The sequence below is a fragment of the Metamycoplasma arthritidis genome (assembly GCF_900660715.1).
In the GTDB taxonomy this organism is placed as follows: Bacteria; Bacillota_I; Bacilli_A; order Mycoplasmatales; family Metamycoplasmataceae; genus Metamycoplasma; species Metamycoplasma arthritidis.
In genome coordinates this window covers 642,753-656,426 of the sequence record NZ_LR215047.1, presented here as the reverse complement: position 1 = coordinate 656,426, position 13,674 = coordinate 642,753, and the positions used below count along the sequence as shown (strand labels likewise).

General features: G+C 30.3%; 12 protein-coding genes and 1 pseudogene. 10 read left to right on the top strand and 3 right to left on the bottom strand.

What is annotated here, in order from left to right; all coding sequences use genetic code 4:
* Nucleotides 1-20 precede the first annotated feature (20 nt).
* Nucleotides 21-977: an ABC transporter permease subunit gene (locus tag EXC42_RS02615; RefSeq protein ID WP_012498428.1), complete on the top strand. Its 957-nt coding sequence runs from the start codon at nucleotides 21-23 to the stop codon at nucleotides 975-977.
* Nucleotides 977-2,152 carry an ABC transporter permease subunit gene (locus EXC42_RS06390; RefSeq protein ID WP_012498427.1) on the top strand — a complete coding sequence of 392 codons (1,176 nt, stop codon included), beginning with the start codon at nucleotides 977-979 and terminating at the stop codon, nucleotides 2,150-2,152. Before EXC42_RS02615 ends, EXC42_RS06390 begins: the two co-directional genes overlap by 1 nt.
* A 59-nt stretch (nucleotides 2,153-2,211) precedes the next feature.
* On the opposite strand, the gene thrS is transcribed toward EXC42_RS06390, so the two are convergent.
* Both thrS and trpS read right to left on the bottom strand, forming a co-directional pair.
* A complete protein-coding gene (gene thrS / locus EXC42_RS02605; RefSeq protein WP_012498426.1) occupies nucleotides 2,212-3,951 on the bottom strand; it encodes a threonine--tRNA ligase in 1,740 nt (579 codons plus the stop codon).
* Nucleotide 3,952: 1 nt separating this feature from the next.
* Nucleotides 3,953-4,948 (bottom strand): tryptophan--tRNA ligase, encoded by a 996-nt coding sequence (gene trpS / locus EXC42_RS02600; RefSeq protein WP_012498425.1) that lies wholly within the window; start codon nucleotides 4,946-4,948, stop codon nucleotides 3,953-3,955.
* A 105-nt stretch (nucleotides 4,949-5,053) separates the two neighbouring features.
* On the opposite strand from trpS, the gene EXC42_RS02595 reads away from it, so the two are divergent.
* The 3 genes from EXC42_RS02595 to EXC42_RS02585 are packed head-to-tail and all read left to right on the top strand — an operon-like array spanning nucleotide 5,054 to nucleotide 9,537.
* Complete coding sequence (locus tag EXC42_RS02595) at nucleotides 5,054-5,434, top strand: PTS glucose transporter subunit IIB (RefSeq protein ID WP_012498424.1); 381 nt, start codon at nucleotides 5,054-5,056, stop codon at nucleotides 5,432-5,434.
* Nucleotides 5,421-8,573: a DEAD/DEAH box helicase gene (locus tag EXC42_RS02590; protein ID WP_129648948.1), complete on the top strand. Its 3,153-nt coding sequence runs from the start codon at nucleotides 5,421-5,423 to the stop codon at nucleotides 8,571-8,573. Before EXC42_RS02595 ends, EXC42_RS02590 begins: the two co-directional genes overlap by 14 nt.
* On the top strand, nucleotides 8,560-9,537 hold the full coding sequence (locus EXC42_RS02585) for a hypothetical protein (RefSeq protein ID WP_012498422.1): 978 nt from the start codon (nucleotides 8,560-8,562) through the stop codon (nucleotides 9,535-9,537). Before EXC42_RS02590 ends, EXC42_RS02585 begins: the two co-directional genes overlap by 14 nt.
* Here EXC42_RS02585 and def read toward each other — a convergent pair.
* On the bottom strand, nucleotides 9,534-10,091 hold the full coding sequence (gene def / locus EXC42_RS02580) for a peptide deformylase (RefSeq protein ID WP_012498421.1): 558 nt from the start codon (nucleotides 10,089-10,091) through the stop codon (nucleotides 9,534-9,536). The genes EXC42_RS02585 and def overlap by 4 nt on opposite strands.
* Nucleotides 10,092-10,156: 65 nt before the next feature.
* On the opposite strand from def, the gene EXC42_RS02575 reads away from it, so the two are divergent.
* From EXC42_RS02575 to yihA, 5 genes and pseudogenes are all read left to right on the top strand, one after another.
* Nucleotides 10,157-11,413 (top strand): hemolysin family protein, encoded by a 1,257-nt coding sequence (locus EXC42_RS02575; RefSeq protein ID WP_012498420.1) that lies wholly within the window; start codon nucleotides 10,157-10,159, stop codon nucleotides 11,411-11,413.
* A gap of 200 nt (nucleotides 11,414-11,613) precedes the next feature.
* Entirely contained in the window at nucleotides 11,614-12,096 is a 483-nt protein-coding gene (rpsF, locus tag EXC42_RS02570) for a 30S ribosomal protein S6 (protein WP_012498419.1), read from the top strand.
* A 20-nt stretch (nucleotides 12,097-12,116) separates the two neighbouring features.
* Nucleotides 12,117-12,572, top strand: a complete 456-nt coding sequence (locus EXC42_RS02565) for a single-stranded DNA-binding protein (protein WP_012498418.1) — start codon at nucleotides 12,117-12,119, stop codon at nucleotides 12,570-12,572.
* A gap of 16 nt (nucleotides 12,573-12,588) precedes the next feature.
* Nucleotides 12,589-12,825 (top strand): annotated as a pseudogene (rpsR, locus tag EXC42_RS03305) (30S ribosomal protein S18); the annotation flags it as partial.
* A gap of 239 nt (nucleotides 12,826-13,064) precedes the next feature.
* Entirely contained in the window at nucleotides 13,065-13,616 is a 552-nt protein-coding gene (gene yihA / locus EXC42_RS02555) for a ribosome biogenesis GTP-binding protein YihA/YsxC (RefSeq protein ID WP_012498416.1), read from the top strand.
* Nucleotides 13,617-13,674: the final 58 nt, after the last annotated feature.

Below are 13,674 nucleotides of genomic sequence, written 5' to 3'. Positions count from 1 at the left end.
ACAAAATAGGAAAGGATATCATGAAAAAAGCAACGCAAAAAATTGCCATAAGAGCTTTAATTTACATAGCAATTTTTATTGTTGCAATTTTCGTTGTATATTTTGCGATCAATTTACTTTTAACTAATCAAATTAAAAAGAATTTAGCAGTTTCTTCGCAGATTGAAAGTAATCTTTTTAGTCGCTTTGGCGTTTATTTGAACAATCTTATCCGCGGTTCTGCTGGACAAATTTATACTTCTGAACTTAGTGCTTCGGGGCAAAGCATTTCAAGCCTATACTTCAATCAATTTAAATGAACAATATTATTCACTGGCCTTGTTTTTTTAATATCACTTATAATCGGTAATGTTCTTGGCGTTTATTCAGGTTATAAGTTTAATAGATGACCAGATATCACTATTAATATCATCGTTATTGCCTTAGCAACAATTCCGCTAATTTTGATTGCAATTTTAGCATTAGCATTTAGTTACCTTTTTGGTTATCCTTCGCAATTTATTAGTGAATTCCCACTTAGTTTGCAATCATTGCTTGTGCCAATTTTGATTATGCTTTTTGGAACGATCAGCCTTTTTATGAGTCGCTCTAGAAAAATCACCAAAGAAGTTATTAGTAGTAATTATTATTTGTTTGCTAAATCGTTTGGGATGTCCAAAACAGCATTATTTAGAAAAGTTTTATTTAAAAAATTACTTTTTAATCAACTTCAAGCCATTGTTCCCTTCTACATCATTTTACTTTCAAGTTCCATTGTAATTGAACGCATTTTTTCAATTCCAGGGCAAAGTATTTTTGTTTCCTATGCTTTTAGATACGCAGAAATTAACTTAATTATGTATTTCTTCTTTGTCAATCTATTAATGTTGTTTTTAGTTAAATTTATTTTTTCAATAATTCTAGATTATTTAAATCCGGAACAAAAAACTGAGTTTGCTAATTTTGTTTTTGTGCCTCGAAGAAAGAAGGCAATCTAATGGAAAAAATTAATAAAAACCTTCTAAAATTTAGCAAGAAAAAACAAGCACAGATATCGCTTTCGAACCAAAGTACGGCTACTCAACTTTACTGAAAAAGATTTTTTTCAAAAAAGATAAATATTTTTAGTCTAGTTTTTCTTTCACTAGTCTTGTTAATTTTGATTGGAGCATTATTTTTTATTAAATATTCGCCAATCGATCCCATCAATAGTTCAACTAATTTATTGAACAATCTTCCTTCCGAATTTAGTCCTTATGTAAGTAGAAATTTCGAACGGGGATCGCAACTTGATTTTATTAGACATATTGCCGAATTAGAAAGCAGAAGAGCAAGTGCCTTGGGAATAGAACCAGTCTTTAGAATCTTATATGACTCTGCTCGTGACGCTGGTGGTGATAAAACAATTAACACCGATATTGTTACCCTTGTTTATTCACCGTATGATCTAATAAAAGCGATTAATCTCAACTTAACACAATCATCAAATATCAAAATCCCAAGCACTCTCATTTTGGGAACTAACGGCGATGGTGTTGATATTTATTCAAGGTTAGTACTTTCAATTTTTTCAACTTTGGCCATTTTGATTGTAGCAATGATGATTAACATTTTCGTAGGATTTAGTCTAGCGTCAATAGTGGCTTTAAACACAAGAAAGTGATACACACGTGTAATTGATTCACTTGCTACAATTATTAATTCAATTCCCGAGCTACTTTGAATTTTCTTGCTTTGTGTATTTATAGGGACGCAGTGATGAGGGATCTTCTTGGCGTTTGCTTTAGTATCGTGAACATCATTCTATGAAATTGCTAAATCAGAAATTATTGAACTTAGACAAAAAGAATTTATTCTTAGTGCAAAAGCAACGGGCTACAACCAAAGTCAAATTATTTATCGCCAACTTTTTAAACAAATTTTGACAACTTTATTAATTATGGTTGCCGATCGATTAGCGATTAACATACTTTCAGTTTCATCACTCGCATTTCTTGATTTTGTTAATGAAACTAATAATCTAAACATTGGAACTATCTTCCGCGAAGCAATGAGTTTAATACAAAGCAATATTTCTTACATTTTGATTTTAACTTTAACAATTACAATCTTTTGCATTTCGCTTAAGTTATTCAACAACTCTTTAGCTACGACTTATAATCCTAAAATTTAAATTTTGTAAAATTAAAATCCACTTCGTAAGATTACATCAAAAGTGGATTTTTTTAATTATTATTTAAGATTATTTTTTAGATTTTCTAACATGGTTAAAAATTCTTCTTTGGTATATGTTTTGGTTTCTTCACTGCCATATGCCCGAACGGCTAATGTATTGTTCGCTATTTCATTTTTACCAATAACAATAATAAACTTGGTTTTTAGCAATTGGGCTTCACGAATTTTCTTGTTGATTCTTTCACTGCGTAAATCAACATTCGCATTGATTCCTAAATCAATAAACTCTTCATATAACTTTTGACAGTAATCATTAACTTCATCAACAATTGGTAAAATCGTTACTTGACGAGGACTTAGTCAATATGGTAGAACCCCCTTGGTTTGTTCTAACAAGATTGCAATGAAACGCTCATAAGTTCCAATTAAGCCCCTATGAATTAAAACTGGTGTTTGAAATTCTTCTTTGTCATCAACATATTTCATTTCAAATCTTGCTGGAAGTAGAAAATCAAGTTGCAGAGTTGACATTGTAATAATTTTATTCAACACGGTTTTAACTTGAAAATCAATCTTAGGACCATAAAATGCTGCTTCACCAATAAATTCTTTGTATTCAATTTTTAATTCTTTTAGCACTTCTTTTAAATCGGCTTCAGCTTGATTTCACATTTTGTCGTCATTGAAGAATTTAACAGAATTGTTAGGATCTCTTAAAGAAAGCGAAACGTGATCAACTTGGATGTCAAAATCTGATAATGCTTTTTGAATCATATTGTATAAATGTTTGAATTCAGCTTTAATTTGATCTTTTCTAACAAAAACATGTCCTTCGGTTAAATCCATACTTCTAACGCGTTCAAGTCCTGAAAGTGCCCCTGATTTTTCATAACGATATAAACGTGATTGTTCTGAATATCTAATTGGTAAGTCACGATAAGAGCGACGAGTCATGTTGTATAAAACAATATGGTGTGGGCAAGTCATTGGGCGGGCTACTAAAGTTTCGTTGTCCATTTTAATAGGAGTGAACATATCTTCTTGGTAGTGATCTCAGTGTCCACTAATTTCATACAATTTTTTTTCGCCGAAATGTGGTGTTAGTACTTCTTTAAAACCGAATTTCCGATCAAGTTTTAGGACATAATCACGGATAGCATTATGAATTTTCATACCGTCTTCTAATCAAATTGGAAAACCTTGACCACTAAGTTGGCTAACAGCAAAAATATTAAGATCTTTGCCAATTTTGCGGTGATCTCTTTCTTTACGTTCTTCAACTAAAGCGAGGTATTCTTCAAGTTCTTTTTGGCTTTCTCAACAAGTTCCATAGATTCTTGTTAACATTTTGTTTTTTGAATCACCTCTTCAATAAGCGCCGGCCAACGAAAGAAGTTTAAAGTGTTTAATTTCTTTCGTGCTTTCAACGTGATTGCCAACACAAAGATCTACGAACAGATTTTCTTTAGTTTTAGGATGAATGTAAGCATAGAAGGTAATTTCTTTTTTATCCTTTTTAAGTTCTTCAAACATTTCTTTTTTGTAAGGTTGATTGTCAAAGTTGTAATTTTGAACGTCAACTTTTTCCATTACATAGCCTTGTTCAGCCAATTTATGCATTTGCTTTTCGATTTTTGGTAAATCGCTTTCTAACAATGGTTTTTCAAATTCAAAATCATAGTAAAAACCTTCATCAATAGCTGGGCCAATTGCCAGTTTAGTATTTGGATATAATTTCAAAATAGCCGCTGCTAGCAAATGACTAGTTGAATGATTTAGTTTCGAGTTTGCTTTCATTTTAGTTAAGACCTATGCCTTTCGTAAGTTTTTTAAGATTTTCTTTAGCTATTTTAGAAGCTTTGTTTGCTCCTAATTCACGGTATTTATCAAGTTGTGCAATTATTCTGTGATATTTTTCTTGGATGTTTGTCAAAAATTCTTTGACAACAGTAGCAACGGCAATTTTAAGTTCACCATAATTTTTATCTTTGAATATATTTTCGGCTTCTAGGAGGCTAATTTCTTTTAAAGCGCTATAAATTGTTAGTAAATTAGTAATGCCAGGTTTATTTTCTGAAATATAAATTTTGCCTTCAGAGTCAGTCACTGATTTAATAATTTTTTTGTAAGCTTCATCAGGATCATCTAGTAAATAAATGGCTGATTTGGGATTATCATCTGATTTAGACATTTTTTTAGTTGGTTCAACTAATGACATGATCTTGGCGCCAACTTTAGGAATGATCGCTTCAGGAATTTTGAAGTCCACTTTATATTTGTTATTTAATCTTTGAGCAAGGTTTCTAGCAAGTTCAACATGTTGCTTTTGATCAATGCCAACCGGTACTACATCAGCGTTGTAAAGCAAGATGTCGCTAGCCATTAAAGTTGGATAAATCAACAGACCTGTGGGAATAGTTTCCATACCATTAGCACTCTTTACCTTGGCTGATTTATCTTTGTATTGTGTCATTCTTGATAGCTCGCCAATAGTTGTATTAGTTAGGACATATCAGTTCATGACGCCATTTTCAATAACATCTGATTGAAAGAAAATTGTTGATTTTTCAGGATCAAGCCCGCACGCTAGATAAAGTGAAAAAATGTCATTACGGTTTTTAGCAAGCGTTTTAGGGTCGATCGGAATAGTAAGAGCATGTAAGTCGGCAACAAAAATATAAGAATCGTATTGCTCTTGCATTTTTACCATATTTTTAATAGCACCAATGTAGTTGCCTAGTGTTAATTTACCAGTTGCCGTAATGCCGCTTAGTAAAGTCTTTTTACCATTCATTTTCTTATTTCCCTCCAAAAGTCCAAATACAATTTGCGTGTTGTAATATGTAATTATATTATCATTTATTAATACATAACTATAATTTGAACATTAGGATTAAAGATGAGTAAAAAGAACAAATTGAAATATGTCTTGTTAATCATATTTACTTTAGGGTTAATTTGCATATATTGACGTTTTAAATATCGCCAAGTTGAAAAAAAAGATTATTTGACAGTAGAACATACTCTTGCTTTTTCTTTTGACGAGTTAATGAATTTAATTGGCTCTAAAGATAATATTGATAATGTCTCGGCTACACAAAAAATTATTAAAATCTATTTCAAAGAAAGATCAAAAGTTAATCTAACCGGAATTCAAAAATTGCCTGGCATTTCGGGAATTTCATTTCAAAGTAAAGCAATTTCGCTAGTAATTGGTAATAGTGCTAAATACCTAGAAGAATTGATTTTAAAGGAACTTGATTTTAATGAACGCAGCTAATAATAAATATCAAACCTTAATGGCAAATTTGCTTAACATTGATACTTTTGATACTTCGCTTTACTGTTCGATAGATAATGAACGGTTTTTTGATGTTTATAAAAGTTTTGGTAGTGAAATTTTTGACAAAATTTGCCATAATTTTCAAATTGATCTTACATTAACAGAAGTTGGTTCAAAAGAAATTATTAAAGAAGTTGAACAAGCCCAAAACAAAGCCGAAGTCATTAGTGTTTTTAAAGAATACAATCGCCGGATTATCGATCCACTTTTCAAACAATTATCAGTAGATTTTGAACAAGCGCGCCAAAAAATCATCAATGATTTAGAACTACAATTTCAAAAGTCAATTGTTAAATGGAAAAAGATTGTTAATAAAGCTCAAAACATTAATATTGAAACTAATATTTGACCGCTCCATATTGGCTTTTTCTTTGTTTCAGTAAAAACTGAAAAAAAGACGATTTATGCACCACTGTTTTTTAAAGAAGTTAGCTTTGAAATTAAAAATTCACTTGTCTATTTACACTCTAAATCCGATATCCGTATAAATTCAAAATTAGTTACTTTTCTTGATCAAGAAGGATTTTTATTAAACGTTGACAATTTTGATTTTAGTAATCTTTCAATTCGTGAAGTTTATGAGTATTTCAAAAACACTTGAAGTTCAGTTTATAAAATTCCTCAAGAAATCAAAGACAAAATTCCTAATCTAAACCAAGAAAATATCAAAAATACTACTATTGAATTTCAGCCGGGAATAGTTTTAGGTTTTTACAATGTTTCTTCAGGATATTTATGAAATCAAATGAAAAAGATCATTGAAAATGATGAATTTGAATCGATTTTAAACCCTGATTTCAATAAAAATGCTTATCGCGAAAAAATCAATCGGGTTATCTTTGACAATAAGTTTAAGTTATATAAAATTCAAGACACGAACTTCTCGCAAGATGTTGCGACAGTTTCGTCAATGTATCAAGATACAATAATTTGAGGGCCACCAGGCACAGGTAAATCACAAACAATTAGCAACTTAATTGCCAATATTGTTGCTCGTGGGTTTACTGCTTTAGTAGTGTCTCAGAAAAAAGCGGCTCTTGATGTTTTAAAGAATCGTCTAAAAAAATTATCAATGTTTTGTTTGTTTGCTCTTAATGATAAAAACCTACGTCAAGAAACTTTTTATAAACCTTTAAAAGAATTTATTTACTTGCTAGAAAATTTTAAAGAATCAAATCCTGAAATTCCTCATCAAATTTTTTCTGATGATGATCGTTTTTATTTAGATAATTTGGATAGCATCTTAAAAATTGATGATTTAGACAATGTTCTTGATTTTTATGCTGCTATTGTTAATGGCAAGATTAGTAAAGAAAGTTTCGAGAATCTTAAGCTATTAAGCCCCAATATACGCTATGAATTGAATGGCAATTTTGCCGACGAAACTTTTTTGAAAAAACATTTATATCAAGTTAATTTTGGGAAAAAACCAAATCTATTTACAATTTATCCTCGCGAAATTAAAGAAGCAGTCAAAATTTTAATGAGTGATAGTAATTTGTTTACAATAGACATTGATAGAGCAATAAACCATGTAAACACCATTAATTTTGATTCGGTTGAGCAAATTGATAGTTTTTACAAAAAAGCTTTGATTGAAAAAACTATTGATTTAAACAATGACGCTATTCTAGCAAAAATGATGCTTAAAAAAATAGTAGAACGAATGAACGATTTTAATGAAGAAGAAAAACGGCAATATACTTCATTTGCAATGGCAATTAGAACTAGTCATCTAAAGCCATATAAGTTTTTCCACAAACATAAAGAAATGATCAAAATCCTCTTTCCAATTATTGTAACAACTCCTGAATTAGATCTTTCAATGTGATCAAAAGGTGAATTTGATTATGCTATTTTAGATGAATCAAGTCAAATTTTTATTGAAAAAGGTATCCCGATTCTATATTTAGCTAGGCGAAAAATCTTAGCAGGTGATAGTCAACAAATGCAACCAACAAGATGATTTTCTGTTTCATATAATTTTGAAGAAGAAAATGAATTGGGTAACATTGAATCACTTTTGGATTATGCTACTGCTAGAGGTGTTTATTCAATTTTGCTAGATAAAAACTATCGTTCTAAACGGGCTGCTTTAATGACTTTTAGTTCGCGTCATTTTTATGAATCTAAGTTAGATGTTGTAGATGATTTTGAAGAAGAAATTGATAACGACAAAGCAATTGAGGTAATCCAAACTGATGGTGTTTGAGATAACAGTATGAATGAAGCGGAGGGCAAAAAAGCTATCCAAGTTGCCAAAGCCAATTTAGACAAATACAAAAAAATAATTATTTTAGTCTTCAACGCCAAACAGCAGGACTACTTAATTACTAAAATTTTTAATGAAGAACCCTTACTTGAAGAAGCACTAAATTCTGATCGTCTGCAACTAAAGAATATTGAAAACATTCAAGGTGATGAAGCTGATTTAGTAATTATGTCAGTTGTTTATGATCGCAATACTAGTTTATATGGAACTTATGTAGCTAGAGCCGGGGGTAAAAACGCCTTAAATGTTGCAATTTCTCGAGCTAAAGAAAAAATCATTGTTATCAAGTCAATTTATGCAAGTGATGTAGACATTAACGAACGCTCAACAAGCGACATGATTTTATTTAAAGAATGGCTAAAATTTTTAGATCTTCCACTTAATAGCCAAAAAAATTACCTAATTAAACATGAACCAGATCTTTTTGATGAAACTAAGACGATGGAAATTTTAAGTTATCAAGATTTCAAGTTTGATATCATCAATCAACTTAAAGAAATTCCGCTTGGTAGTGAATTGTTTGGTTTTATTGAAAATTATTCAATTGGAACTAAGACAATCGATTTAGTTCTTATTAATAAAGAAACAAATCAAATTATTTTAGGGTTCATTGTTGACTCTTATAGTTATGAAAATAATTATCAAAAATTTACCAAGTTTAAAGATGACATTAAATTTTTAAAAGCAAAAAAATACCCAATCATTACTCTTTCAAAAATAAGCTGATTAATTAACAAAAAGCAAATTATTGAAGACATTAAACTTAAAACTTCAATAGAAATGGAAAAACATGAAGAAAAATAAAAAAGATAGTAGTGAAAACCCTATAGAAAAAAAAGAATTAGACCCTTTTGAAGAAGCAGAAAAATATGGTCAACGCGTTAATGAAATTAGCGAAGAAGAAATTGATGGTTACAATTATAAAAAAATAGCTAATAAGGCAAAACGTAAAAAGATTGCCAATATTGTTTTTATTAGTCTTGCTTCTGTGGCAGTAACAACGGCTTTAGTGGCTTCGCTTGCGGTACGTAAAACGAAAAGCAATATTCTATTTTGGAATCCTAATGTGAAATTCATTGAAAGAAATGAATATTCAAATTATCTTGAAATTGATAGCAATGGCAAGATTAAAGGTAAAGATGTCAACGAAGTTGTTAATGAATTGACTGCCAATCCAAAATTTGAAAATCCTCTTCTTTCAAGTTATAAATTAAAATTAAAAAGTTCAAAATATGATACTTATCAAATGCACAATGTAATTGTAGATGGCGTAAGTAATTCTAAGGTACTTTTTGATTTGCAATTAATTAATTCAAAAGATCCTAATGATTATGTTGTTTTGCGCCGAATTGAATTAAAGAATCTAAAAGGTGATCCAAACTTAACAAATCGGCTTGCAAAATCACAAACTGATAATTTAATCAAAGATCTTGAGTTTAGCTATTCGGGTAAAGTGGCGGATCTTAAAGATATTGTTAAGCGCATTAATTCTGAAAATGACATTTTTAGAAAAGCCGAACTATTTTCACAAGTTTTCAAAGACAATAAAAGTTTTTTACAACGCAATCGTTTTAGCCCTTTTATATTAAAAAACGATCTTGTTTTAGAAGAAAAAGAGAGTGAATATCATCTTAAATTTACTACCGGTTTCTATGCGCTAGGTTTGGATGATCGCACAATTAACAAAAATAGATACCGAATCGGCATCTATTATACTAACGATCAAATATATCAATATAGTGGAGTTTTAAAAATTTTAAAAAACTAGATTATTGTTGTATTTTTAGGAACCTTCCAAGGTTCTTTTTTATTTAAATGATCAATAAACAATTTTCCAAACAAATGATCGTATTCGTGTTGAAAAATTATTGCCAAATACCCTGAAACATCGTAAGTTTTTTCTTTCTTTTCATAATAAGAATAAGCTTTCATTACGACTCTTGCATATCTAGGTACATATCCTGCTTGCCCTGGATCATTTTGATTAACGCTTAAGCACCCTTCTCCTTCATCTAAAGCAAGTTTATGTTCGGAATGAGCAACCATTTGTGGATTGATCAAAGCATCTTTAAATAAAACTTCGTTATTTTCATCTTTCAATAAAATATAAAATACATTTTTTAAAATTCCATACTGTACAGCGGCAACACCAACTGCCGGACGAAATTTAGTTTCTTTTTCTTGACTATCATCAACATGAAAAATCATTTTTTGAATTAAATCTTCATCTTCTTTAGTTAAAGGTAGAGTAATATCATTTGATTTTTGTCTTAGAGTTTTGTTAGGCAATTCTATTAAAGTAACATCTTCAAATTTAAACATGTTAACATTATAATATATAACTATCAATCAATTTTATCTTGCTAATGGAGTTATAAAAAAATAAAATGCCCTCCCCGACACCTTGACATATTTACTTAATTGAAATCATTGCAATTTTAGTTCTATTGATTTCAAGTGCAATTTTTTCATCTTGCGAAACCGCCTATACTTCAGTAGGTTCAGCTAAGATTCAATCATTAATTGATAATAAAAAACGTGGCGCTAAGTTGATTCAAAAACAACATGCTAATTTTAATCGAACGCTTAGTGTTGTCTTACTTGGTAATAATTTAGTCAATATTTTAGGCTCAGTATTACTCTCTTTAGTCCTAAATCAAGCCATCCCTAATAAAGATGGACTAGTTTTATTAATTTCAACATTGGTAATGACGCCAATTACTGTCATCTTTGCTGAAATTATTCCTAAACTAGTTGCTAAAGCTCACCCGGTTGGTGTAATCAAAACTTTTTATTGATTTATTGAAACCCTATATTGGATTTTCTTTCCAATTTCATATCCAATTAGTAAACTGGGTAAGAGAATTTACATTACAAATACTGAAGAAGAAGTAAAAAGTCTTCTTAATGTCGCAAAAAATGAAGGTGTACTAGAAATTAATGAATCTTCAATGGCAAAAAACGCTCTAGACTTAGATTCAACTAAAGTCTCACAACACTACATTAAATTAAAAAATGTTGATTATATAATGTCGCATTTTTCTTTGGCAGAAACTTTGGCAAAATTTAAGGAAACAAAATTCTCAAGGCTACCAATTAAAAAAGATGATAATCTAATTGGAATTATTCTATTACGTGATATTTTCTTTCTAAAGAAAGGAAATATTATGAATTACATTAAAACTGTTCCTAATATTTCGGCAAATTCAACATTGTCAAGTGCTCTTGAAAAAATGCGTAGATCACAAGCACAAATGGCTTTTGTGGTTGAGAACAATAGCTCTGAAAAAGTTATCGGAATTATCACGATTGAGGACATTTTAGAAGAAGTCGTTGGCGAAATTTATGATGAATATGACACCGATGAAACGATTTATGAAATTAGTTTAGAAAAATGTCGTGCCAAAGGTATGGTAACGATGAAAGATCTTTGGAAACAACTTGAATTGGCTGAAGTTTTGAATCTTGAACTACCTGATAATGAAGAAGACCAAAAACTATTTAATTGATTTAGTGAACAAGTGGGCCATAAACCAAGACTAAACACCAAACTAGTTTATAAAGATTTAATCTCATTTAAACTAATTGAAAAAGTTTCAAAAACCGGTGTTAGTGACATTTTTGAAATTGACTGAAGCAAATAGTTTAATTTATAAATTAAACTTGCTAAAAATAAGATTTAAACCAATAATCTCATATTTTAAAAAAGCAAAAACATTGTTAAATGCCAATTTTTGCTATTTTAGTTTATAATGAGAAAGTTAAAATGTATTAAATCATTTAAACAAGGTTGTGTGACTCCTTGGATCGCGCTAAGATCCCAATGTCCATAAGGAGAAAAATAATGTCAAATTATGAAATTATGATTCTAGCCAACCCAGATTCTACTTTAGAGCAAGTTAGTGAACTACTTTTTAGCGTTCTTAAAAAGTCAGACACTAAAATTGAAAAGTTAGAAAGAAGTGAGTTGGCTTATCCTATCCATAAATTAACTCGTGCAACTTATTATTTAGTAACCGTAAAATCTGATCCACAATTAATGGCAGAGCTTACTAGAAAACTAAATATTGCAAAATTTATTCTAAGATCTTTAATCATCAATTTAGACTCAGAAAAAGGTCTAAAACCAAGAAAAGTTAAAAGATTTATTCCAAGAGCTAAAAACAACGATCGTTCTGCAAATCAAGGCGATAGACGCCCATTTATTCGTAGAAACCAAACTACTGATGCTTCTAAAACTGAAGCTTCAACCGAAGCAACTGCATCAAAACAAAGCGAACAAACTACTACAAAACCTAGAACAAGAAAAGTTTCTAAGGAACAATAATTTAACAACTGGAGGTAATTGTGAATAAAGTTATTCTCGTTGGTCGTTTGGCTAATAAACCATATCAAGGCTTTACGGGCTCGAATGTTGAGTATTCAAGATTTACTATTGTAACTAGACGAACTTACAATGGTGCAAATAATGAAGCAATCTCTGATTTTATCCCTTGCGTAGCATGGAGACAAAATGCAGAGTTTGTCAATAAGTACTTTGATAAAGGCTCGTTGCTTTTAATTGAAGGCACAGTACAATCTTCAAGAATCACCGCTAAAGATGGAACTATTAGTACATCAATTTCTATAAATGCTGATCGTGTGCAAGCCTTAGAAAGCAAGGCCACTAATGAAGAAAGAAGAAAATCAAATACTCAAGAATTCACTATTCCTTCACCTGAAATGAATACCCCGACTCAACCCGAAGCATTTGAAGAACCAACTAACAATGATGTTGATGACTTCAATGATTTAGATTGATAAAACTTAAGGATTTATAATGGCAAGAGTTATTCGTAAAAAACCATTTGTTCGTAGACGCCCATGTCAATTTTGTTTAAAAAGACAAGCAGTTACTTATATTGACTACAAAAATGAAGCAGAACTTGTAAGACTAGTTAACATGCAAGGAAAAATTCTTTCATCAAGAATCACCGGAACATGTGCAAGACACCAAAGAGCAGTTGCACTAGCAATCAAAAGAGCTCGTTATATGGCTATCTTGCCTTACATTGGATTAATCAAAAAAGATCGTGACGAAATTGCACAAGACCAACAAAAAGTCGAAGTTAAAAAAATGGAAGAATCAGTTAAATCAGCTGAACCTAAAGCAACAGCTGAAGCAACTGAAGAATCAAAACCAAAAAGAACTCGTAAAGCTAAAACTGAATAGCAATTAAGAACAAGCCTTAAATAAAGTGGCTTGTTTTTTATTAAATAAAGGCTAAATTTTTTGTGTTATAGTTTTAGATAATTATGTGGAAATTTATTAAAAGCGCAACTGATCAAAATAATTGATTAGAACACGACCAAAACGAAATTGTTTTTTGAGGTCGTTCTAATGTGGGCAAATCTAGTTTAATCAATGCTCTTGCATCACAAAAAATCGCCAAAACAAGTTCAACACCGGGAAGAACAAGGTTAATTAACTATTTTGAAACGCAAAGAAAAAAAATTATTGTTGACTTGCCAGGCTATGGATTTGCTTCAATGTCAAAAAAAGCACAAAGCAAAATAAGTGGCATTATTGATTTTTACTTTAGAAATAGTAAAAATTCAAAAAATATTTGCATTTTAATCGACGCTAAAATTGGATTTAGTTACATTGATCTCGAAATGATTGATTATCTAAAATCGCTTGGGTTGTTATTTGACATTATCATTACTAAAATTGATAAAGCCAACCAATCACAAAAACATCGAGTAAAACAACAGGCACTAACATTTAGCGACGACATTAATATCTTTATGGTTTCTTCAGAAAAAAAACAAGGACTAAGCGATTTAGTTGAACATTTTGAGCTTTAGAAATTTTTTAACATTGTTATTTTTGAATAAGGCCACTTGCCTTAAATGATAATTTACG